The organism is Streptomyces sp. NPDC049887 (genome assembly GCF_040656535.1).
GTDB lineage: Bacteria > Actinomycetota > Actinomycetes > Streptomycetales > Streptomycetaceae > Streptomyces.
On record NZ_JBFAMM010000007.1, the window covers coordinates 119,323 to 141,949 of the forward strand.

Sequence of the window (22,627 nt, forward strand, 5' to 3'; positions counted from 1 at the left end):
TGCCGAACCGGTAGCGCCTGCCCCTGGTTGGGCTACGCCCCAAGGACCGCCTACCGGCCGGCTCCCACCGCGAAGAACGCTCGGAGGCATGGGGAGTCGACTGCCCCCGGTGCGCCGGAGCACCAGCCCGGGTGAGGGAGAGCGGCCCGGAAGTTCCCGCGTGCGGCGGCCGGCGATCCCGGCCCCGGCTCGGGGAACACGCCCTGGGTGCGACCCGCTCTCGATGCCGTCGCACCGCTCCTCGGACCAGGAGCCGTACGGTTCCGCGCTGATCTGCGCATGCGTCCACGCGGGCCACCGCCACGGCTGGTCATGGGGTACCTCCTTCGGGGAGCCTTCGCAGGTCCGGTGCTGCTGCGCCCAGCCTGCTGTTCCGAGGTGTCGGGCCGCTCGACTCGGCGCCACGTGCGATTCGGCCGAGCGAGGAGGGGCCGTGAGGGTTTCGTCTGCCGTGCCAGGCGCTGTGAGAGGCTGGAGTGTATGAACCGGTTGGCTGGTGTGACCTCGCCTTATCTGCTTCAGCACGCTGACAATCCGGTCGACTGGTGGCCGTGGGGACCCGACGCGTTCGAAGAAGCCCGGCGGCGCGATGTCCCCGTGCTGCTGAGCGTCGGCTACAGCGCCTGCCACTGGTGCCACGTCATGGCCCACGAGTCCTTCGAGGACGACGACACCGCGGCGTATCTGAACGAGCACTTCGTGTCCGTCAAGGTCGACCGCGAGGAGCGTCCCGACGTGGACGCCGTGTACATGGAGGCCGTGCAGGCGGCCACGGGCCAGGGCGGCTGGCCCATGACCGTGTTCCTCACGCCCGGGGCGCAGCCCTTCTACTTCGGCACCTACTTCCCGCCCGCCCCTCGGCACGGCATGCCGTCGTTCCGCCAGGTCCTGGAAGGCGTCACCGCCGCCTGGACGGACCGCCGAGGCGAGGTCGACGAGATGGCCGGGAAGATCGTCCGCGATCTGGCGGGACGGACCCTGGCGTACGGGGGACAGGGGACCCCGGGAGAGCAGGAGCTGGCCCAGGCTCTGCTCGGCCTCACCCGGGAGTACGACCCAGCGCACGGCGGTTTCGGCGGGGCGCCGAAGTTCCCGCCGTCGATGGTCCTGGAGTTCCTGCTGCGGCACTACGCGCGCACCGGCGCCGAGGGCGCGCTGCAGATGGCCGCCGACACCTGCGAGGCGATGGCCCGGGGCGGGATCTACGACCAGCTCGGCGGCGGCTTCGCCCGGTACTCGGTGGACCGCGAGTGGGTGATTCCCCACTTCGAGAAGATGCTCTACGACAACGCCCTGCTCTGCCGGGTGTACGCCCATCTGTGGCGGATCACCGGCAGTGATCTCGCCCGCCGGGTCGCCCTGGAGACCGCCGACTTCATGGTGCGGGAACTGAGGACGCCGGAAGGCGGTTTCGCCTCCGCCCTCGACGCCGACAGCGCTCTTCCCGACGGTTCCGGGAAGCATGCCGAGGGCGCGTACTACGTCTGGACGCCCGGCGGACTGAGGGAGGTACTGGGTGAGGACGACGCCGAGTTCGCCATGCGGTACTTCGGTGTGACCGAGGAGGGCACCTTCGAGCACGGCTCCTCGGTGCTCCGGCTTCCGCAGGACGCGGGCGTCGCCGACGCCGAGAGGGTCGCGTCCGTGCGGGAGAGGCTGCTGGCGGCGCGCGAGCAACGGCCGCGACCGGGCCGCGACGACAAGATCGTCGCAGCGTGGAACGGTCTCGCGATCGCAGCGCTGGCGGAAGCGGGCGGCTACTTCGACCGACCGGACCTCGTCGAGCGCGCCACCGAGGCCGCCGATCTGCTCGTCCGGCTCCACCTGGACGACGGTGCGCGGCTGGCCCGTACCTCCAGGGACGGCCGTGCGGGCGCCAACGCCGGGGTGCTGGAGGACTACGCCGATGTCGCCGAGGGCTTCCTGGCCCTCGCCTCCGTCAGCGGCGAGGGCGCATGGCTGGAGTTCGCGGGATTCCTGCTGGACGGCGTCCTGGAGCGGTTCACGGGACCCGAGGGGCAGCTGTACGACACGGCTCGCGACGCCGAGCGGCTGATCCGGCGGCCCCAGGACCCCACGGACAACGCCGCCCCCTCCGGCTGGACGGCCGCGGCCTGCGCGCTGCTCTCCTACGCCGCGCACACCGGCTCGGAGGCCCACCGCACCGAGGCGGAGAGGGCGTTGGGCGTGGTGAAGGCGCTCGGCCCGCGCGCCCCCCGGTTCATCGGGTGGGGACTGGCCGCCGCGGAGGCGCTGCTCGACGGCCCGCGGGAGGTGGCGGTCGTCGGAGCGCCCGGTGACGCCGGGATGCGGAATCTGCACCGGGCCGCCCTGCTGGGGACGGCGCCGGGAGCCGTGGTCGCCGCCGGTGGGCCGGGCAGTGATGAGTTCCCGCTGCTCGCGGACCGCCCGCTGGTCGACGGGCAGCCGGCGGCCTATGTCTGCCGGCATTTCGTCTGTGCCGCCCCGGTCACCGAAGTGGAGGAGCTACGGCGGGAGTTGACGCCTCGAGGCTGAACGTCGGCGGACGATTTCGGTGGCCTGCCCGAAACGCGCCATTCATCGAAACAGGCGTACGTCGGTCACACAATCCGCCTATTCTCTTCACCGCTGACACAGCAGCTGCGTATGCGGCGGGTCCGCGCTGCGGTCCCGCCGCGCCCGCGCAGGGGGGTTCAGGGGCAGGAGCGCGGTGGGCGAGGGGGCCTGCCGTGGCGGTCGCCCCTGTCGTTGGGGGGCCAATTGCTCACGTCCTTGTTCATCGGCGCCATCTCCTTGGCGCTCTTCTGGATGGCGGCGTTCACACTCTGGTGGCAGATGCACGCCTGGCGCACACCGGAGACGCTCGCTTCGACACGCTTCGAGAGCCCGGCGGGCACGGAGGGACTGTCGTTCTCCTTGCTGCTGCCCGCCCGGCACGAGCAGCTGGTGCTGGAACACACCATCGGCAGGCTGCTGGAGTCCAGCCACCGCGACTTCGAGATCATCGTCATCGTCGGGCACGACGACCCGGAGACCACGGAGGTCGCCGCGCGGGCCGCGTCCCGCGATCCCGACCGGGTACGGGTCGTCGTCGACACCCATGAGACCAAGAACAAACCGAAGGCCCTCAACACGGCCCTCCCGCACTGCCGCGGGGACGTCGTCGGGGTCTTCGACGCCGAGGACCAGGTCCACCCGGAACTCCTGGCCCATGTCGACCACGCCTTCACCGCCACCGGCGCCGACGTCGTCCAGGGCGGCGTCCAGCTGATCAACTTCCACTCCTCGTGGTACGCGCTGCGCAACTGCCTGGAGTACTTCTTCTGGTTCCGTTCCCGTCTCCACCTCCATGCCGCCAAGGGCTTCATCCCGCTCGGCGGCAACACCGTCTTCGTCCGCACCGACGTGCTGCGCGAGGCCGGCGGCTGGGACCAGAACTGCCTGGCCGAGGACTGCGACCTCGGCGTGCGCCTGTCCAGCCGCGGCAAGAAGGTCGTCGTCGCCTACGACGCCGACATGGTCACCCGGGAGGAGACCCCCGGCACGCTGATGTCGTTGCTGAAGCAGCGCACCCGCTGGAACCAGGGCTTCCTGCAGGTGTACCGGAAGAGGGACTGGCGGCAACTGCCCACACTCGGGCAGCGCATGCTCGCCCGCTACACGCTGATGACCCCGTTCATGCAGGCGTTCACGGGCGTGGTCATCCCCGTCAACGCCGCCGCCGCACTTCTCCTCGACGTGCCGGTCGGCGTCGCCTTCCTCACCTTCCTGCCGCTGATCACGGCGATGGTGACCTTCGTCTTCGAGATCGTCGGACTGCACGACTTCGGAACCCAGTACGGGCTGCGGGTCCGTTTCCCGCACTACCTCAAGCTCATCGCCGGCGGCCCCTTCTACCAGGTGCTTCTCGCGGGCGCGGCCGTGCGGGCCGTGTGGCGCGAGCAGCGCGGCCGCAACGAGTGGGAGCTGACCAGCCATGTCGGCGCGCACCTCACCCGAGAGGACGTCCCCGCGTGACCTCCACCCTCACGGCGGCGCCACCGGTGGCGGCCGCCCGCTCCGCCGATCCCGCGAGACGCCTCACCGTCCGGCCCGTCGTCCGCTTCCGGTCCTCCCGGCCCGACCTGCTGCTGTGCGCTGCGCTGCTGACCGCGATCCTCCTGGTGCAGGGCTGGAACATCCAGCACTTCCCGACCCTCAGCGACGACGAGGGCACCTACCTCGCCCAGGCGTGGGCGGTCCAGCAGGGCGAGGGCCTGGCCCACTACACGTACTGGTACGACCATCCGCCGCTCGGCTGGATCCAGCTCGCCGGTCTGACCTGGATACCCTCGCTCGTCGCACCGGACGCGATGACGGTGGCCACGATGCGCGGGGCGATGCTGCTGATCAGCGCGGCCTCCGCGGTCCTGCTCTACGTGCTGGCGCGGCGGCTCTGGCTGCCTCGCTGGGCGGCCGGGCTGGCGATGGTCCTCTTCGGGCTCTCGCCGCTGTCCGTGGTCCTGCAGAGGGAGATCTTCCTCGACAACCTCGCCGTGATGTGGATGCTGCTGGCGTTCTGCCTGGCGGCCTCGCCCAGCCGGCATCTGTGGCACCACTTCGGGGCCGGGCTCGCCGCCGCCACCGCGGTGCTCACCAAGGAGACGATGCTGGTCGTCCTTCCCGCGCTGCTGGTGACGATGTGGCGCTTCAGCCACCGGGACACCCGTAAGTTCGCGGTCACGGGCGCCGTCACCGCCTGCGCCCTGATCGGCTTCTCCTACCCGCTGTTCGCGCTCCTCAAGGGCGAACTGCTGCCGGGCGAGGGCCATGTGTCGCTGTGGGAGGGCATCACCTACCAGATGAGCCGGCCCGGCTCGGGGTTCGTCCTCAGCGAGGGGACCGGCTCGAACGGCGTGCTCCGGTCCTGGCTCTACTACGACCGGGTGCTGCCGATGGGCGGGCTCGCCGGCGCCGCGCTGCTCCTCCTCACACTCCGCTGGTCGGTGACCGCGCGGGCGCTCGCCGGGCCCGCGCTGGCCGTGGCCATCCTGGCGGCCGTCGCGATGCGCCCGTCGGGCTACCTGCCCGCGATGTACGTCATCCAGGCGCTGCCGTTCCTGGCACTGGTGCTGGCGGGCGGGGCGGCGAGTGTCGGGCACGCGGTGCTCAGCCGGTGGCGCCGTCCCGGAGAGGGACGGCCGCTCACGCTCGCCCGCCGGTCCGCGGCCGCCGTGCTCGCCCTCGCCGCGGCCGTGTACGTCGTGCCGCGCTGGTACGACGGCGACCGCACCGCGATGACGGCCGACGCCAACGCCCCGTACCGGGCCGCCGCGCAGTGGCTGAGCACCGAGGTCGACGAACCCGCCCGCACCCGGGTGCTCGTCGACGACGCCCTCTGGCTCGACCTGGTGCACGCCGGGTACCAGCCGGGGCTCGGGGCCATCTGGTTCTACAAGGCCGACCTCGACCCGGCGGTGACGAAGACCATGCCGCGCGGCTGGCGGGACCTGGACTACGTGGTCGCCTCGCCGACGGTCCGCCGCGACGCGCGCGATCTGCCCAATGTGCGGGCCGCGCTGGAGCACTCCACGCCCGTCGCCGTCTTCGGCGAGGGCGAGGACCGTATCGAGATCCGCGAAATCGGGGGAGCTGACCACACGTGACGAGCCATCACACACCTTCGGCCGATGGACTGGGGTTCAGTCCGGGAGCGTTCGAGGGCACGCTCGGCGAGACCGCGGGGGTCGCCGAACCGGCGGCCGTCACCGTGGTGATCCCGACCTTCAACGAGTCGGCGAACGTACGGGAACTGCTGCACCGGCTCACCGACTCCGTGCCGGCGCGGCTCCCCTGCGAGGTCGTGTTCGTCGACGACTCCTCCGACGACACCCCGGCGGTGATCGCCGAGGCGGCGCAGGACTGCCCCTTCCCCGTCACGGTCATCCACCGGGACTCGCCCGACGGCGGACTCGGCGGCGCGGTCGTCGAGGGGATGAAGGCCGCGGGGTCGGACTGGATCGTGGTCATGGACGCCGACCTCCAGCATCCGCCGTCCCTGGTCCCCGACCTCGTCGCCACCGGCGAGAAGGAGTCCGCCGACCTCGTCGTCGCCAGCCGCTATCTGCCCGGCGGCAGCCGCGCGGGGCTCGCGGGCGGCTACCGGGTTGCGGTCTCCCGCGGCGCGACCTGGCTCGCCAAGGGCCTCTTCCCGCGGGCCCTGCACGGCATCAGCGACCCGATGAGCGGCTTCTTCGCCATCCGCCGGTCCGCGGTGACCGCCGAAGCGCTGAAGCCGCTCGGCTACAAGATCCTGCTGGAGCTGGCCGTGCGCTGCCGGCCGGGCGGGGTCGCCGAGGTGCCGTTCGTCTTCCAGGACCGGTTCGCCGGCGAGTCCAAGTCGACGGCCAGGGAGGGCCTGCGCTTCCTGCGGCACCTGGTCGGGCTGCGCACCGCCGCACCGCTCGCCCGGATGGCCGCCTTCGGGCTCATCGGGCTCACCGGCTTCGTCCCCAACCTGCTTGCGCTGCACGCGCTGGTGACCGCCGGTCTTCACTATCTGCCCGCCGAGATCCTCGCCAACCAGTTCGGCGTGCTGTGGAACTTTCTCCTCATCGAGGTGCTGCTGTTCCGCGACCGGCGCCACCACCGCCACTGGGCCGACCGCGTGGGCCGGTTCGCGCTGCTCGCCAACGCGGACCTGGTGCTGCGGATCCCGCTGATCGCCCTGCTCGTCGGGCAGTTCCACCTGGCCGTGCTGCCCGCCACCACGCTCGCGCTGCTCACGACGTTCGTCCTGCGCTTCGCCGGGACCGAGGCGCTCGTCTACCTGCCGCGCGGAGGCCGCTCCACAAGGAGCCGTACCGGTACAGCAAGGAGCACCAGTTGAAGCCACCCGGACGTACCCGCAGACCCACCGGCCGTACCCGCAGGACGACCGCTCTGCTGGCCGTCGCCGCCATGACCGCGGGCCTGCTGCTCGCCGCACAGCAGCCGGCCACCGCGGGGCCCAACCTCGTCAAGAACCCCGGATTCGAGACACCCGGCAGCGGCGACATGCCCTTCTGCTGGGCCAAGTCGGGCTGGGGGGACAACGACTTCACCTTCACCACCACCGCGGACGCACACAGCGGCTCCGCCGCGATGAAGGTCGAACTGACCCGTCGGGTGGACGGCGACCGCAAGGCGCTCATCACGGAGTCCGCCGCCTGCGCCCCGCACGTCGTCCCGGAGCGCCAGTACGACCTGTCCTTCTGGTACAAGTCGACGACCCCGGACACGGCCCTCACCCTCTTCCGCCACGACACCACCGCCGGCTGGCAGTACTGGACCGACCTGCGCACCCTTCCCATGGAGGGGGACTGGACCCGCAGCGAGGTCCGCACCCCGGCCATCCCACCGGACACGGACCAGATCACCTGGGGCGTCTCCGTCTTCGGCACCGGGAGCGTCACCACCGACGACTACGCGATGGAGGAGGTCGCGCCGCCGCCACCCGACCCGGTGTGCACGGCCACGGCCGAGGAGTGCGCCAAGGGCCGGTGGGACGTCATGCCGACGCAGAACCCGGTGCGCTCGGTGCACTCGGTGGTGCTCCACGGGGGTACCTCCCAGGCCGGAGGCCCTGGGGGAGGCAAGGTGCTCCTCATCGCCGGCTCCGGGAACGACCCGGGGATGTTCGAGGCGGGCACCTTCACCTCCGCCCTGTACGACCCGGTGGCCGGGACGTACGAGAACATCCCGACGCCCGCGGACATGTTCTGCGCCGGGCACGTCCAGCTGTCCGACGGGCGGGTGCTGGTGATGAGCGGCAACAAGGGCTATCCGTCGGCCGACGGCTCGATCGGCTACCAGGGCCTGAAGGACTCGTACATCTTCGACCCGCAGACCGAGACCTACACGCGGACCAACGACATGAACGGGGGCCACTGGTACCCGTCGGCGACGATCCTCGGCAACGGTGACGTCATCTCCTTCGGCGGGCTGAAGGAGGACTCGACGGGCAATGTGACGGCGGAGAAGTTCTCGGCCGCCGAGAACAAGTGGCTGCCGCTCCACCAGGTCAACCAGACCTGGTCGTTCTGGGGCCTGTACCCGTCGATGATCCTGATGCAGGACGGCCGCCTCTTCTACTCCGGCAGCCATGTCTTCGGCAACGGCACCCCGGGCACCGGCGCCTCGATCTACGACTACGACGCCAACACCATCACCGACGTGCCGGGTCTGCGGAACAAGGACCAGCGCGACGAGAGCGCGAGCGTGCTGCTCCCCCCGGCGCAGGACCAGCGGGTCCTCACCATCGGCGGTGGCAACAACGAGACCAACCCGGCCGCCAACCGGCTCACCGACATCATCGACCTCAAGCAGCCGAACCCGCAGTACACGGCCGGTCCGCCGCTGCCTCAGGGCCTCGTCGACCAGGGCCAGGGCAAGCGAGCGCAGACCGGTGACGAGGGCAAGATGTTCGTCTCCGCGGTGCTGCTGCCCGACGGCAAGGTGCTGGAGACCGGCGGCGGTCTGCACGACCGGGCGGACCCGGTGTACGAGGCGTCCTTCTTCGACCCGGTGACCGACACCTACCAGGACGGCCTCGCGGCCGACCCGATCCCGCGCACGTACCACTCGTCGGCGTTCCTGCTGCCGGACGGCCGGGTGATGGCCGTGGGCGACAACCCCGGCAACGGCACCTACAACCACAACGTGTCGATCTACACCCCGCCGTACCTGCTGAAGGGCCCTCGTCCGCGCATCACTTCGGTGATCGACGGCGAGTGGCAGTACGGCGACACCCAGCGGATCACCGTGGACCGGCCGATCGCCAGGGCGGAGCTGATCCGCCCCGCCGCGGTCACCCACTCCTCGGACCCCAACCAGCGGTTCGTGGACCTTCCGATGAGCGTGGTGGACGACCGGACGATCGACCTGAACGTCACCAGCAACCCCAACCTCGCCCCGCCCGGCTGGTACATGCTCTTCGGCGTCGACGCCGCCGGGATCCCGTCGGTCGCCGAGTGGGTGCACCTGGGTGCCCCGCCCGCGGCGGCGCGGGCCGCGTACGACGCCCCCTCGGCGCACGTGCACGACTTCGCAGGGGATCTCGCCAAGTCCCCGAAGAAGAACGGCAAGAAGCGCGCCTCGGCCCCGGTCGGCTCGAAGATCGCGGGCTGTGACCGGCACTACGGCTCGGCCGGCGTCTGTGTGCCGCTCACCTTCCCGGCGCCGGTGAAGGCGACGACCAAGTCCCGCTGCGACTGGCTCACGGCGCACGGCTATGCCCGGCTGAAGGTCAACGGCAAGGACGACCCGCTCCGGCTCGACCCGGACCGGGACGGCCGGACCTGCGGGAAGGGGGACCTGAGGAGGTAGCCGGTCCTCCCGCGCCCGGAGGACGGCCCGTCCCCCGGGCGTGACGAGGGGACCGTCCAGGAGCGCGGCCGGGTCGTCCCGCCGGTCGCGCTCCGCCCGGTCGAGCGCGGCCTCGAGCAGGGCGGCCGCCACCGTCGGGCACCGGCCACCGACGTGTACGGTCCGTGGCGCCCCTCGGCCTCGCTCAGGCGTGCTGGTAGGCGACCAGGGAGATCCCCACGTAGTGGACGACGAAGGCGGCCAGGGTGAAGGAGTGGAAGACCTCGTGGAAGCCGAACCAGCGCGGTGACGGATTCGGCCGCTTCATCCCGTAGACGACCCCGCCGGCGCTGTACAGCAGCCCGCCGACGATCACGAGCACGAGGACGGCGATGCCGCCCTTGCGCATGAAGTCGGGCAGGAAGAAGACCGCGGCCCAGCCCATCGCGATGTAGCAGGGCGTGTAGAGCCACCGCGGCGCGCCGACCCAGAACACCCGGAAGGCGATTCCGGCAACCGCTGCCGCCCAGACCGCCCACAACAGCACCCGCCCGGTGGAGTCCGGCAGGAGCAGCAGGGTCAGCGGGGTATACGTACCGGCGATGATCAGGAAGATGTTCGCGTGGTCGAGCCGGCGGAGGACGGCCGTCGCGCGGGGGCCCCAGGTGCCCCGGTGGTAGAGCGCGCTCACACCGAAGAGCAGACAGGCGGTGACCACGTAGATGCCGCAGGCGATCCTGCCGCGGGTCGAGTCCGCGAGTGCCGTCAGCACGATTCCCGCGATCAGTACGGCGGGAAACATCCCCGCGTGCAGCCAGCCCCGCAACCGCGGCTTCACCGGCGGTGGATCGATCTCGTGCACGTCGGGCGGAGCTGCAGTCATGGCGGCATGCTACCTACGGGGCCGTAGGTGACGGACCCCGAGTGGCAATGCTCACGTGAGAGGTCCTCTGGACATATGGGCACCGGACACGGATGATCAGATGAGTGCGGTCGGCACCGGATGAGCAGCTACGAAGCATCCGGGTCGCAGCCCCCACGGGGCAACAACCTCAAACCCCTCTTTTAGGAGCAATCGTGGCGCGCGACATCGCGGCTCCCAGCACGGCACCCACCAACCACCAGGAACTGATCGCCTGGGTCGACGAGATCGCAGCTCTGACGCAGCCGGACAGGGTGGTCTGGTGCGACGGGTCCGAGGCCGAGTACGACCGCCTGGCCGAGGAACTGGTCGCCAAGGGCACGTTCCGCAAGCTGGACCCGATCAAGCGCCCGAACTCCTACTACGCCGCCTCCGACCCGACGGACGTGGCGCGCGTCGAGGACCGGACCTTCATCTGCTCCGAGAAGGAGGAGGACGCCGGCCCGACGAACCACTGGAAGGCCCCCGCCGAGATGCGGGACGTCTTCACCGGTGAGAAGGGCATCTTCCGCGGCTCGATGAAGGGCCGGACGATGTACGTCGTCCCCTTCTGCATGGGACCTCTCGGTTCGCCGCTCTCCGCGCTGGGCGTCGAGATCACCGACTCCGCCTACGTCGCCGTCGCCATGCGCACCATGACCCGGATGGGTCAGGCCGTCCTCGACGAGCTCGGCTCCGACGGCTTCTTCGTGAAGGCCGTCCACACCCTCGGCGCACCGCTGGAGCCCGGCCAGGAGGACGTGCCCTGGCCGTGCAACTCCACGAAGTACATCTCGCACTTCCCCGAGACCCGTGAGATCTGGTCCTACGGCTCCGGCTACGGCGGCAACGCCCTTCTCGGCAAGAAGTGCTACGCCTTGCGCATCGCGTCCGTCATGGCCCGCGACGAGGGCTGGCTCGCCGAGCACATGCTCATCCTCAAGCTGACCCCGCCGCAGGGTGAGTCGAAGTACGTCGCCGCCGCCTTCCCGTCGGCCTGTGGCAAGACCAACCTGGCCATGCTGGAGCCCACGATCTCCGGCTGGACCGTCGAGACCATCGGCGACGACATCGCCTGGATGCGCTTCGGCGAGGACGGCCGCCTCTACGCGATCAACCCCGAGGCCGGCTTCTTCGGCGTCGCGCCCGGCACCGGCGAGCACACCAACGCCAACGCCATGAAGACCCTGTGGGGCAACGCGGTCTTCACCAACGTGGCGCTCACCGATGACAACGACATCTGGTGGGAGGGCATGACGGAGGACACTCCGGCCCACCTGACCGACTGGAAGGGCAACGACTGGACGCCGGAGTCCGGCGTCCCGGCCGCCCACCCGAACGCCCGCTTCACCGTCCCGGCCGCGCAGTGCCCGATCATCGCGCCGGAGTGGGAGGACCCGAAGGGCGTGCCGATCTCGGCGATCCTCTTCGGCGGCCGTCGTGCCTCCGCCGTCCCGCTGGTGACGGAGTCCTTCGACTGGCAGCACGGTGTCTTCCTGGGCGCGAACGTCGCCTCCGAGAAGACCGCCGCCGCCGAGGGCAAGGTCGGCGAGCTGCGCCGCGACCCGTTCGCGATGCTCCCCTTCTGCGGGTACAACATGGGCGACTACATGGCCCACTGGATCAAGGTCGGGCAGGCCGCCTCGGCGCGGGGCGACCAGTCCAAGCTCCCGAAGATCTACTACGTGAACTGGTTCCGCAAGAACGACGCCGGCAAGTTCGTGTGGCCGGGCTTCGGCGAGAACAGCCGAGTGCTGAAGTGGATCGTGGAGCGCCTGGAGGGCAAGGCCGAGGGCGTCGAGACCGCCATCGGCATCCTCCCCACCCGGGAGTCCCTGGACACCGACGGCCTGGAGCTGGCCGACGAGGACCTGGACTTCCTGCTCAAGGTCGACGCGGACGTCTGGCGCGAGGAGGCCGCGCTGGTCCCCGAGCACCTCAACACCTTCGGTGACCACACCCCGAAGGAGCTGTGGGACGAGTACCGCGCGCTGGTGGCCCGACTGGGCTGAACCCCCACTCGGAGCTGAGACCGGGGCCCGCACCGTACAACGGCGTACGGAGCGGGCCCCGGCCTTTTCGGGAAGGAAGCAGCCAGGTGCGCTTCGGCCGTTCCCCCGCTGCGCGAGCCGGACCGCACGTGGTGCACACACATGTGCCGTGCCCGGACGGTGACGGGCACGGCACTGTGTGGACCGTCCGGCTACCGACGGTTAGCCGTGCCGGCTCTTGGCGATCTCTCCAGGAGCGCCGGGGAGGGCCCTGTCGCTCTGGCAGGTACTCATGGCGCGTGTCTACGGCTCTGTGAGCTCGACCCAGGGCTCGTCCCAGACGAAGGTGCCTCCCTGGATGTCACCGTGCGTCTCCCACACCTCGTTGTCGAGTGTGAGCACCTTCGCGTAGGCCGAGTTGCCCTGAGCGGTGATGGACACGGAGCATGGGTCTTCGGGGAAGCCGGTGTTCGGGGCTCCGTCGCTGATGTTCTGCCAGACGTAGGGCCCGGTGGCCTCGAAGGTGACCCCGTCACCGTCCAGGTCCACCCCGCCGTCGTGGGGACGCCGGCCGACGAAGTAGCTCCCGTCGGTGGTGAGCAACGCGCTGAACTCCTCGGAGGCGCTGGGTGCGTAGCTGTCGATGTCGACACACGCTCCGGTTCCGGGAGGTCCGGGAGGTCCGGGAGGTCCGGGAGGTCCGGGAGGTCCGGGGGGCCCGGGGGGCCCGGGGGGTCCGTCCTTGCCCCGGCACTTGTCTCCTCGGTCCAGCAGGACGTTGGGGCCCGCCTGGATATAGCACTTCTCGGCGTCCGGAGAAGCGTCTTCCGTGGATACCGGCGCCTCGTTGCTTGGCGCCGCTGCCATCGCAGGGCTGGTAAGACCCAACATCACGAGTGCCAGCGACGTCACCATGCCGCCGACGAGGCGTCTGCGCCCGTACGGTTGTGGGCCCAGCCCGGATCCAGTCCTGAACTCAGGACTCATAAAACGACCTTCCTTCTTGAGAACGACCTTTTCACGCGCGAGGTGAGTGGTGCAGTGCCTGCGTCGCCCAAAGGCTCAAGGGGTGAGCGTCGTCCGTGCTTCGCCACCCGGTCCGGAGGCCCTGCGGTGTGCCGTCCGCCATGATTCGGCCGTGTCTCGAGTGCGTGGTGACAGGCGCGCCGATCGATCGACTCATCAGCCGTGTCGCGACCGTCCGAACGGGTGGGACACCGGTGCTCGAAAACGCCCTCTGGGCTGCCTACGTGCTCGGGTCGCGACCGGCGCGAAGGTTGATCACTACATGAAGCCGCCTGCTCAGCGGAGATCCTGCGTCATCGGACGCACGCCGCGGCGGGGGCCTCAGACCGCACTGGGCCGGGGCCTCGGCTATGGGCGGCGGATGCCGTGCCGCGAGCCGCGGGTCGTCGGCTGCGTCATGAACGGCATGGTGAAAGGAGGGCGCCCGGTCCGCGCGTCTCGTGGCACGCGGACCGGGGCCGTCAGGGGGCGCCGACCAACCGCGTGTCGCGCAGGGCGGCGGTGTGCGCGTCCATCCGCTCGGCGGCGAGGATCGCGGCGGCGGTGTCGGCGCGCGAGGCGGCGACCACCAGGGCGCGCCCGGCGAGGGCCAGGGCGCGGCGGTGCAGGGCGGCCGGGTCGGCGTCGGTGCGTCCGGCATGGCGGACGGGCGGAGTCCCACGCAGCCGGCCGACCTGCTCGGCGATGCGCTCGGCATCGGCGAGCAGGCCGAGTTCGTCGGTGACGGCGAGGAGCGCGGCGAGATGCCCGGCGAGCTGGATGTCCAGCTCCTCCTCGCGGGTGCGATGGGGGAAGTCCGACTCGCCGGCCATCGAGTGCACCGACTTGGAGCGGATCGGTTCGTACATGGGACGGCCTCCTGCAGTAGCTCTGGAGCCATCCTAGCTTAGATCGCGTCTAAAGTTGAGTGGCGTCCGGAAGCTGGGGGTTCCGGATCGATCACGCCCCGGAGGCCCCCGCCGTCAGGGTTGGCTGTAGCCGTCCAGGAAGTTCCCGATCCGGGTGACCGCGTCCGCCAGGTCCGTCGCGTTCGGCAGGGTGACGATCCGGAAGTGGTCCGGTTCGTGCCAGTTGAAGCCCGTCCCGTGGACGACCATGATCTTCTCCGCCCGCAGCAGGTCCAGTACCATCTGCCGGTCGTCCTTGATCTTGTAGACCTGCGGGTCGAGCCTCGGGAACAGGTAGAGCGCGCCCCTGGGCTTCACGCACGTCACGCCCGGGATCCGGGTCAGCAGGTCGTACGCCGCGTCGCGCTGCTCCAGCAGTCGCCCGCCCGGCAGCACCAGCTCCTCGATCGACTGCCGTCCCTGGAGGGCGGCGGCCACCGCGTGCTGGGCGGGCATGTTGGCGCACAGCCGCATGTTCGCCAGGATCGTCAGGCCCTCGATGTACGAGGCGGCGTGCCCCTTGGGTCCGCAGACCGCGAGCCAGCCGCTGCGATAGCCCGCGACCCGGTAGTTCTTCGACATGCCGTTGAAGGTGAGGACCAGCAGGTCGGGCGCGATCGCGGCCGTCGGGGTGTGCGTGGCGCCGTCGTAGAGGATCTTGTCGTAGATCTCGTCCGAGCACACCACCAGCCGGTGCCGGCGGGCGATGTCCGCGAGTTGCCGCAGCATCTCGTCGTCGTAGACGGCGCCGGTGGGGTTGTTGGGATTGATGATCACGATCGCCTTGGTGCGGTCGGTGATCTTCCGCTCGATGTCCGCGAGGTCCGGCATCCAGTCGGACTGCTCGTCGCACCGGTAGTGCACGGCCGTCCCGCCGGAGAGCGACACGGCGGCCGTCCAGAGCGGATAGTCCGGCGCCGGGACCAGTACCTCGTCCCCGTCGTCGAGCAGTGCCTGCATCGACATCTGGATCAGTTCGGAGACGCCGTTGCCGAGGTAGATGTCCTCGACGGAGAGCGGGATGCCCTTGGTCTCGTAGTGGCTCATGATCGCGCGCCGCGCGCTCAGGAGGCCCTTCGCGTCGCCGTAGCCGTGGGCGTCCCCCACGTTCCGCAGTATGTCCTCGAGGATCGCCGGCGGGCACTCGAACCCGAAGGCGGCGGGGTTCCCCGTGTTCAGCTTGAGGATGCGGTGCCCGGCGGCCTCCAGTCGCATCGCCTCCTCGAGCACCGGGCCGCGGATCTCGTAACAGACGTTGGCGAGCTTGGTCGACTGGATCACCTGCATGACGTGAGCTTACGGGCCCGCCGCGGGACGCGCTCCGTGTTTTGGGACACCCTCGGGGTCGGCGGGGCCGGGGCGGGGGCCGGTCGGGAGGGCGGGCAGGCGCTTCTCGAATAGCTCATCTGTTCGGTTTCCCGGTACTCTGGAGGCATGCCGTCAGTCCATCTCCAGGCTTCGCTCTTCGACCAGACCGACGAGATCCGCCTCGGCCCGCTGACGGACGTCCGCCGCACGGTGCTCGGCCAGGGCGCCTGGCTCGACGTCCTGCCCGGCTGGCTGAGCGGCGCCGACGCGCTGTTCCGGGAACTGGCGGACGGCGTCCCCTGGCGCGCGGAGCGGCGGCAGATGTACGAGCGCGAGGTCGACGTGCCCCGGCTGCTCGCGTACTACCGCGAGGGCGACACGCTGCCCCACCCCGTCCTGGCCGAGGCCCGCGACGCACTCGGCGCGCACTACGCGAACGAACTCGGCGAGCCCTTCGTGACGGCCGGGCTCTGCTACTACCGCGACGGCCACGACAGCGTCGCCTGGCACGGCGACCGCATCGGCCGAGGCTCCCGGGAGGACACGATGGTCGCCATCCTCTCCGTCGGGACCCCGCGCGACCTCGCGCTCCGGCCCAGGAGCGGCCACGGCCCCACGGTCCGCAAGGCCCTCGGCCACGGCGACCTCGTCGTCATGGGCGGCTCCTGCCAGCGGACGTGGGAACACGCCGTGCCCAAGACCAGCCGGGCGGTGGGCGCCAGGATCAGCGTCCAGTTCCGGCCGCGCGGGGTGAACTGAGCGCTCGGGCGGGCCAGGGCGGGGATGACGGAAGGGCCCGTCGCCGGGGCCGGATTGCGGCGGGCGACGGGCCCTTCCTCTTCTCCTCCGCCCGGCCGGAACCGGGCCGCCGGGGCGGTCAGACGGGAGTGTTCGGAATCTGCGTGAACCCGGGGGAACATGCAGTGGCGATGTTCGCCGAGTTCAGGGGCGTGGCGTTCGAGACCTCGCACTGGGCCTGGTAGATCTTTCCGCTGCCGGCCAGCAGGGTGACGAAGAGATGACCGGGGTCTTCCTCCGTCACGGAAACGGCGGTGTCCTCCGTGCAGTCCGGAGCCCCGGGGACGAGCTTGAGGGGGATCCACTCTCCGAGGTTCCTGCTGTCGTTGAGGTAGGCGTCACCCCGCCGGTTCGTCGTCGCGCGGAACACCGTTTCGAACAGATCGGCGCCCGAATAGTCCACGACGGTGGAGCTGATGTCGCGCTCGGTGCGCTCGCAACGTCGCCCGTCCATGACGCCGATCCCGTCGAACATGTCATCGACGCGGATGATCGACACGGGGACTTCGTCCGCCGCTGCGGACGGTGCGGTGACGAGTCCAGCGAGGACGATCCCGGTCGCCGCAGGAATGCTTCCGACGGCCAAAGCAAGCTTTCTCATACTGCCCTTCCTCTCGACACGTGCGAGGTCCGGCGGACATGCGGGAGAGAGGGACGAGCCGGTGCACCTTCGAGCGAATGCAGACCGGCGCGTCGTCCCCGAGGGGGACAATTCCCGCACGACCTTCACGGCCTCGTCCGCCGTCGACTATCCGCGTCCGCGAGGGGAAGGTTCAGGCGCCGCTCCGAGCCGTCACTCAGGTGCACACTGCCCTGCCCCGAACGGGCCAGGGCAGTGCCGCGGCGGCGAGTATGGTCAGACGCGGCGCAGACGGCAGCGCGCCGGGCCCTTCGGGCGCAGGGTGATGCCCGCGTCGACCGGGACCTGCTGGTCCACCGCCTCCAGTTCGTACGCGCTCAGGACCATGGCGAGCGCGAGTACCGACTCCAGCATCGAGAAGTGCTGGCCGATGCAGGCGCGCGGCCCGCCGCCGAAGGGGAACCAGGCGTAGCGCGGGCGGTCCTTCTCCGCGCCGGGGGCGAAACGCTCCGGGTCGAAGCGGTCCGGGTCCTCCCAGTAGCGCGGGTGCCGCTGCGTCACCCACGGCGCCACGACCACGTCCGCCCCGGCCGGGATGGTGTGCCCGTCCACGACCGCGTCCGCGACCGCGCGGCGGCCGATGACCGGCGCGGCCGGATAGAGCCGCATCGCCTCCTTCAGCACCTGGGTGAGGTACGGCAGCGCGTTCAGGTCGTACGCCTCGGGCGTGCGGCCCCCCAGGATGCGCACGGCCTCCGCGCGCGCCCGGGACTGCTGCTCCGGGTGCCGGGCGAGCAGATGGAGCGCGAACGCCAGCGAGGTGGCCGTCGTCTCGTGCCCCGCGAGCAGGAAGATCAGCACCTGGTCCCGGATCTCTGACGCGTCCAGGGCCCCGTCCGCGGAGCTCTCCTCGGAGTTCTCCTCGGATCTCTCCGCGGATCTCTCCGCGGATCTCTCCGCCCGGGCGAGCAGTGTCAGGAGGTCGTCGCCCTTGGCCGCGTCCCCCTCCGCGCGCCGCTCCTCGATGATCCGGTCGCAGACCCCGTACAGCTCCTCCATCGCGGCCGCGGCCCGCCGGTTGCCGGGAGTGGGCCAGTCGCGGGGCGGGTTGACGGGGGAGTACCCGCGCCGCAGCGTGTACTCGCCGATGACCGGGAAGCAGCGCTCGACGACGGGCACGGCCGCCTCGACGTCCGTGCCGAACAGGATGCGCGCCACCGCCCGCAGGGCCAGCCGGGTCATCTCGTCGACGACGTCCACCGTTCCGTCGGGGGCGGTCGACCACCGGTCCAGGAGCCCGGCGGTCTCGTCGGTGACGGCGGCGGCGTAGCCGTCCACCCGCTTGCGGGTGAACAGCGGCTGCATCAGCCGCCGTTGCCGGAGGTAGTCCTCGTCCTGGCTGGTGAGCAGCCCGTTGCCGAAGGACTCCCGGACCTCCTGGTAGAAGGCGTTGTCCTTGCGGAAGTTGGCCGAGTCGGTCGCCAGGATCTGCTGGGCGCCCTCCGCGGAGAACACCGCGTACAGCTCCATCCGCAGTCCGGGAGGACCGGCGGTGAAGCGGACGACGTCGCCGTGCGCCCGGCGGGCGGCGAGATAGGTGCCGAGGGAGTCCCGCTTGAGGTCGAACATCGACCCCAGCAGGGGCAGACCGGCCGGACCGGGTACGCGCGTGCTCGTCGTCATGCCCCGACACCGCCGAGGAACCGCGTCCACGCGGCACCGGCAACGGCGAAGCGCGGGCCGTCCTCGCCGAGCTTGGAGTCGCGGATGTGGACGCTGTGGGGGCAGGCGGCCATCTCGACGCAGGCGCCGCCCTGGTCATCGCTGTGACTGGACTTGCGCCAGTCGAGGGCGACTTCGACGCAGGCGCTTCCCTGGTCGTCGCTGTAGCTGGACTTGAACCACGTGAGTATGTCGCTCATAGCTCGTCGGCCACCTTTCTGATGAACTCGGCTGAGTCCTCGACACAGAGGGCGTGCCTGCGGATCATGTCATGACGCTGGGTCAGCTCACTGATCTTGGTGTGTTCCGCGTAGAGCGCGCTGGTCGTCTGTCCTTCCGCGAAGGCGTAGCGCTCATGGTCGGGAGTCTCCAGCAGGACCAACGGGCCCGCCAGTGCCAGGCCGCTGCATCGGCCCATGGGCAGGGCCTGGACGGAGACGTTCCGCAATTCGGCTGCTTCGAGCAGTCGTAGGAGCTGTCGTTTCATCGGCTCGCCGCCGCCCACCATGCTGCGCAAGGCCGCTTCGTGCAGCACAAAGCTGAACATGGTGCTCGACCTGCGCGACAGTGCCTCCTGCCGCCGAAGCCTGGCGCCCACCCGCTCTTCGACCGTCTCGTCGTCCAGCGGCGGGCAGCTCTCGCTGATGAGAGCACGTGCGTACTCCTCGGTCTGAAGCAGCCCGGGGATCAACAGGGGCTCGTACCAGTGGAGCGCGATCGCCTCGGCCTCGATCGCCATGTACTCCTGCGATCGCGCCGGAAACGGCTCCGGCTTCAGGAACTCCAGCGCCGCCAGCAGCTTCCCCTGCGCCCCGCACATCTGGTCCGCCACCTGGAGCAGCCTGGCGCTCGGCTTGCGGCGCCCCTGCTCCATCGACTTCACCGTCTCGTACTCGTAGTTGGCCTCCTTGCCGAGCTCCTCGCGGCTGACGCCCGCCTCCGTGCGCCACAGTTTGATCTGGTTGCCGCAGTACCGCCAGGTCTCCGTCATGGTTGTTCGCCCTCCCCGTCCCAGGTGTACGCGTCGGGTACAACCACCGTGCGTACTCATGTCGTTACTTCATCAGGCCGGGGCGGCGCCAGCAGCGTATGAGCCATGAATCAGCACATCGAGTGGCGGCTGCCCCGCAGCCCGCGCAGCGCGGGCCGGGCCCGTGCGTTCCTGGCCGAGCAGTCGCGGGAGTGGAAGCTCCCCGACGAGGTGGCGGAGACGGCCGTGCTGCTGCTCAGTGAGCTAGTGACCAACGCCTGCCGGCACGCCCGCGTCCCGCCCGGCCGTGAGGTGCGGGCGCGGTGCGTGCTGGGGAGCGACGGTGTGCTGAGGGTCGAGGTGTCGGACGCGAGCGAGGTGCTGCCGTGCCCGCGTACCGCCGGACCCGGCGACGAGGCGGGACGCGGACTCGCGCTGGTCGCCGCGCTCGCGGACGCGTGGGGTGCCCACCCCCGGGAGTGCGGCATCGGGAAGACGGTCTGGTTCGAGATCGGCGACGGCGTGCGGGGGCGCTCCGGGTGTGCTGATCTGGAGGGAGTGGACGACGCGCGTCACGACCCGGGCCCGCCTCTCGGCGGGCCCTGGCCCGCCACCACGGTTCCCGCAGCCGTGGACGACGGGCCGTGACAAGGAGGAGCCATGTCCGACCCGGCGAAGCGTTCCCGGCACCTGAGCGGCATGCGCGACGAGCGCTATGGCGAGGTCGTGCTGATCTCGCCGGACGGGAACGGCGGCCTCAAGGGCGCCGTCTACAACACCTACGGCCTCAACGACTGCCCCCTCGACAAGTGGAACGCGCTGGACGCCGGCGCCCTGGCGGCGCAGTTCGGCGTCCCCGCCGTCTTCCTGAACGGCCCCCGGTTCTGGACGATCGACGAGGTCACCACGTACAACTGGGGCGACGTCGAGAAGTTCGACGGCCTGGAAGCCCGCTGGGCCGCCGATGTCCGCATCCCGCCGGGCGTCGACGTCTCCGCCGGTACGGGCAAGAAGCACTACGTGACCACCACGGTGGACCGGGACACCGAGTACGTGCTGAAGGCCGGCAGGCCCGTGTACGCGCTCGATGACTCCGACGGCCGGACGTTCGTGCTGCAGGCGTACTCCCACACCGTGGACCCGGGCCAGACGATGGCCTCCCTGGCCTCCCTGGGCGACCGGTTGCGGCTGCCGGACGGTTGGCGGTTCCGCACCCACACCCCGAACGAGGACATGCACGTCAGGACGGCGGACAAGAAGGCCACCGTCGTACAGGACGAGCTGGAGAACACGTACATGCTCCACGCCCGCTGAGCGGCCCCGGCTGCTGGTCGGCCCGGTCCCGAGTACGGTCCGTGAGCGGCCGGCGGACCCGCGCGGACGGCCCCGTGAGCGGCCCGCCGAACCCGCGGGCAAGAGCGCTGTAGGCTCGGCAGTCCTTGCGACCCGGCTGGGTGCCCGGCTGCGACCCGGCGCCGGCCGGCCGATCTGGTGGGGACGGACCTGCTGCTCATGTGGATGCGGAGTGCGGCCGGCGCGCGCCGGCTGGGTACGGCCGGGGCGCTGGCCGTGGCGGCCGGGGGTACGGTCGCCGGAGCCCTGCCGGTGCGCGAGCCATGGGGGCTGTGGGGCACGTATGGGTCCGTCGTGACCACGTCGGGCGCCGTCCTCGCGTACACCGGGCTGACGCTGCTGGTGCTCGCCTGGTGGGCGTACGGCAGGCTGCTCGCCGGTGGCCGGGGCCCGGGCGTCCGGTACACCCTCGTCACCCTCGGCTGGTGGGCCGCGCCGCTCTTGCTCGCGCCACCGCTGCACAGCGCCGACGTCTACAGCTACATCGCCCAGGGCGCGATGGTCCTCGAGGGCCACGACGTGTACGCGCACGGGCCGTCGGTGCTCGGCCCGGACTCGTCCGGAGCCGACGCGGCGGCGAGCGTCGGCGGGCACTGGACGGACACCCCGGCGCCGTACGGTCCGCTGTTCCTGCTGCTGGCGAAGGCCGTGGTGGCGGGTACGGGCGGCACCCTCGTGCCCGCCGTGCTCGGGATGCGGCTGCTCGCCGTCGCCGCGCTCGTCCTCGTCGCCTGGGCGGTGCGCGGTCTGGCCGTCGAGTGCGGGGCGGAGCCGTCCCGGGCGCTGTGGCTGGCCGTGCTCAACCCGCTTCTGCTGCTGCATGTCGTCGGCGGTGCGCACAACGACGGCCTGATGATCGGTCTCATGCTTACCGGGGTGCTGCTGGCGCTGCGCGGACGGCCGCTGACGGGCAGCGCGGTGGTCGCCCTCGCCGTGATGGTCAAGTCCCCGGCGGCGCTCGCCCTGCTCTTCATCGGGCTGATCGTGGTGCGCCGGGGCGAAGGGCCCTTGGCACGGCGCCTGGTGAAGGGCCTGACCGGATCCGCGCTGGTGGCCGCCGCCGTCGTGGCCGCGGCGTCCCTGCTCGGCGGCACGGGCTTCGGCTGGCTGCGGACGCAGAGCGTCGCCGGGACCATACACACGCCCCTGTCGATCACCAGTGACCTGGGGCAGGGCGCGGGTCTCGCGGCGCGGGCCCTCGCGGGTGCCGAACTCGACGCTGTGAAGGGCGCGGTGCAGACGATCGGCCTCGCCGCCGCGCTCGCGGTGATCGCCTTCCTCGCCTTCAGGACGGTGTCCCCGTGGCGCGGTCGCCGGCCTCTCGATCCGGTGTACGGCCTGGGGATGTCGCTGCTGGCGCTGGTGGCGCTCTCACCGATGGTGCAGCCGTGGTACCTGCTGTGGGGGACGGCAGCCGTCGCGGCGACGGTACCCGCTCGGGAGTCCCCGGTCGTCCGGGTGCTGATGGTGCTCTCCGCCGGGCTGGTGTACGAGACGGCCCCCTCGGGACACACCCCGTCGTACGGTTTCGTGCTGGGTGCGATCGCCTGCGCGGTGGCGCTCGTCGCCCTGCGGCGGGATACCGGGGGCCCGGGTCTCACCGGGCCCGACGGACCCGGGGGACGGGGAGGTGTCCAGCCGGGTGGCTTCGGCCCGGGCGTCACCGTGGACGGAAGCCCTGCCTCACCGGCACCGGCAGCCCCGCGCGCCCCGGGCCGTCCGCGCGCTTCCCGTCTCCGCTGACGGACGTGCCCCAGGGCGTCCCCCGGCTCTCGGGTCAGGAGG

Annotated in this window: 18 protein-coding genes; 10 read left to right on the forward strand and 8 right to left on the reverse strand. The window is 70.9% G+C overall.

Annotated features, from left to right (window positions below; all coding sequences use genetic code 11):
* Positions 1-480 precede the first annotated feature (480 nt).
* From AB0J10_RS11275 to AB0J10_RS11295, 5 genes are all read left to right on the forward strand, one after another.
* The gene (locus tag AB0J10_RS11275; RefSeq protein ID WP_363060180.1) at positions 481-2,517 is read left to right on the forward strand and encodes a thioredoxin domain-containing protein; all 2,037 of its coding nucleotides are present in this window, start codon (positions 481-483) and stop codon (positions 2,515-2,517) included.
* A gap of 225 nt (positions 2,518-2,742) precedes the next feature.
* The gene (locus AB0J10_RS11280) at positions 2,743-3,999 is read left to right on the forward strand and encodes a glycosyltransferase (RefSeq protein WP_363060182.1); all 1,257 of its coding nucleotides are present in this window, start codon (positions 2,743-2,745) and stop codon (positions 3,997-3,999) included.
* A gap of 26 nt (positions 4,000-4,025) precedes the next feature.
* Positions 4,026-5,627 carry a phospholipid carrier-dependent glycosyltransferase gene (locus AB0J10_RS11285; protein ID WP_363060521.1) on the forward strand — a complete coding sequence of 534 codons (1,602 nt, stop codon included), beginning with the start codon at positions 4,026-4,028 and terminating at the stop codon, positions 5,625-5,627.
* 29 nt (positions 5,628-5,656) lie between these two features.
* Positions 5,657-6,850, forward strand: a complete 1,194-nt coding sequence (locus AB0J10_RS11290; RefSeq protein WP_363060523.1) for a glycosyltransferase family 2 protein — start codon at positions 5,657-5,659, stop codon at positions 6,848-6,850.
* 71 nt (positions 6,851-6,921) lie between these two features.
* A complete protein-coding gene (locus AB0J10_RS11295) occupies positions 6,922-9,327 on the forward strand; it encodes a galactose oxidase-like domain-containing protein (RefSeq protein WP_363060525.1) in 2,406 nt (801 codons plus the stop codon).
* Positions 9,328-9,511: 184 nt separating this feature from the next.
* Here the strand turns inward: AB0J10_RS11295 and AB0J10_RS11300 are convergent, their stop codons facing one another.
* Positions 9,512-10,189: a hemolysin III family protein gene (locus AB0J10_RS11300; protein WP_363060184.1), complete on the reverse strand. Its 678-nt coding sequence runs from the start codon at positions 10,187-10,189 to the stop codon at positions 9,512-9,514.
* Positions 10,190-10,383: 194 nt separating this feature from the next.
* Between AB0J10_RS11300 and AB0J10_RS11305 the strand changes: the two genes are divergently transcribed.
* Positions 10,384-12,219 carry a phosphoenolpyruvate carboxykinase (GTP) gene (locus tag AB0J10_RS11305; RefSeq protein ID WP_363060186.1) on the forward strand — a complete coding sequence of 612 codons (1,836 nt, stop codon included), beginning with the start codon at positions 10,384-10,386 and terminating at the stop codon, positions 12,217-12,219.
* Between the two features lie 282 nt (positions 12,220-12,501).
* Here the strand turns inward: AB0J10_RS11305 and AB0J10_RS11310 are convergent, their stop codons facing one another.
* The 3 genes from AB0J10_RS11310 to AB0J10_RS11320 all read right to left on the reverse strand — a co-directional run bounded on the left by AB0J10_RS11310 (position 12,502) and on the right by AB0J10_RS11320 (position 15,398).
* Positions 12,502-12,801: a hypothetical protein gene (locus AB0J10_RS11310; RefSeq protein WP_363060188.1), complete on the reverse strand. Its 300-nt coding sequence runs from the start codon at positions 12,799-12,801 to the stop codon at positions 12,502-12,504.
* An 884-nt stretch (positions 12,802-13,685) separates the two neighbouring features.
* Complete coding sequence (locus AB0J10_RS11315) at positions 13,686-14,072, reverse strand: hypothetical protein (RefSeq protein ID WP_363060190.1); 387 nt, start codon at positions 14,070-14,072, stop codon at positions 13,686-13,688.
* Positions 14,073-14,186: 114 nt separating this feature from the next.
* Positions 14,187-15,398, reverse strand: coding sequence for a pyridoxal phosphate-dependent aminotransferase (locus tag AB0J10_RS11320; RefSeq protein ID WP_363060192.1), 1,212 nt, complete (start codon positions 15,396-15,398; stop codon positions 14,187-14,189).
* A 147-nt stretch (positions 15,399-15,545) separates the two neighbouring features.
* On the opposite strand from AB0J10_RS11320, the gene AB0J10_RS11325 reads away from it, so the two are divergent.
* Positions 15,546-16,178, forward strand: coding sequence for an alpha-ketoglutarate-dependent dioxygenase AlkB (locus AB0J10_RS11325; RefSeq protein ID WP_363060194.1), 633 nt, complete (start codon positions 15,546-15,548; stop codon positions 16,176-16,178).
* Between the two features lie 118 nt (positions 16,179-16,296).
* Here AB0J10_RS11325 and AB0J10_RS11330 read toward each other — a convergent pair whose 3' ends face one another.
* The 4 genes from AB0J10_RS11330 to AB0J10_RS11345 all read right to left on the reverse strand — a co-directional run bounded on the left by AB0J10_RS11330 (position 16,297) and on the right by AB0J10_RS11345 (position 19,510).
* A complete protein-coding gene (locus tag AB0J10_RS11330; protein WP_363060196.1) occupies positions 16,297-16,818 on the reverse strand; it encodes a hypothetical protein in 522 nt (173 codons plus the stop codon).
* 255 nt (positions 16,819-17,073) lie between these two features.
* Positions 17,074-18,480, reverse strand: coding sequence for a cytochrome P450 (locus AB0J10_RS11335; protein ID WP_363060198.1), 1,407 nt, complete (start codon positions 18,478-18,480; stop codon positions 17,074-17,076).
* The gene (locus tag AB0J10_RS11340) at positions 18,477-18,719 is read right to left on the reverse strand and encodes a DUF397 domain-containing protein (RefSeq protein ID WP_363060200.1); all 243 of its coding nucleotides are present in this window, start codon (positions 18,717-18,719) and stop codon (positions 18,477-18,479) included. Before AB0J10_RS11340 ends, AB0J10_RS11335 begins: the two co-directional genes overlap by 4 nt.
* Positions 18,716-19,510 (reverse strand): helix-turn-helix transcriptional regulator, encoded by a 795-nt coding sequence (locus AB0J10_RS11345; RefSeq protein ID WP_363060202.1) that lies wholly within the window; start codon positions 19,508-19,510, stop codon positions 18,716-18,718. The genes AB0J10_RS11340 and AB0J10_RS11345 overlap by 4 nt, the downstream gene beginning before the upstream one ends.
* A gap of 105 nt (positions 19,511-19,615) precedes the next feature.
* Here AB0J10_RS11345 and AB0J10_RS11350 point away from each other — a divergent pair, with 105 nt between their 5' ends.
* The 3 genes from AB0J10_RS11350 (at position 19,616) to mptB (ending at position 22,585) form a co-directional block, all read left to right on the forward strand.
* The gene (locus tag AB0J10_RS11350) at positions 19,616-20,137 is read left to right on the forward strand and encodes an ATP-binding protein (RefSeq protein WP_363060204.1); all 522 of its coding nucleotides are present in this window, start codon (positions 19,616-19,618) and stop codon (positions 20,135-20,137) included.
* A gap of 12 nt (positions 20,138-20,149) precedes the next feature.
* A complete protein-coding gene (locus AB0J10_RS11355) occupies positions 20,150-20,803 on the forward strand; it encodes a hypothetical protein (RefSeq protein ID WP_363060206.1) in 654 nt (217 codons plus the stop codon).
* Between the two features lie 198 nt (positions 20,804-21,001).
* The gene (mptB, locus tag AB0J10_RS11360; protein WP_363060208.1) at positions 21,002-22,585 is read left to right on the forward strand and encodes a polyprenol phosphomannose-dependent alpha 1,6 mannosyltransferase MptB; all 1,584 of its coding nucleotides are present in this window, start codon (positions 21,002-21,004) and stop codon (positions 22,583-22,585) included.
* The last annotated feature ends 42 nt before the right edge of the window (positions 22,586-22,627 follow it).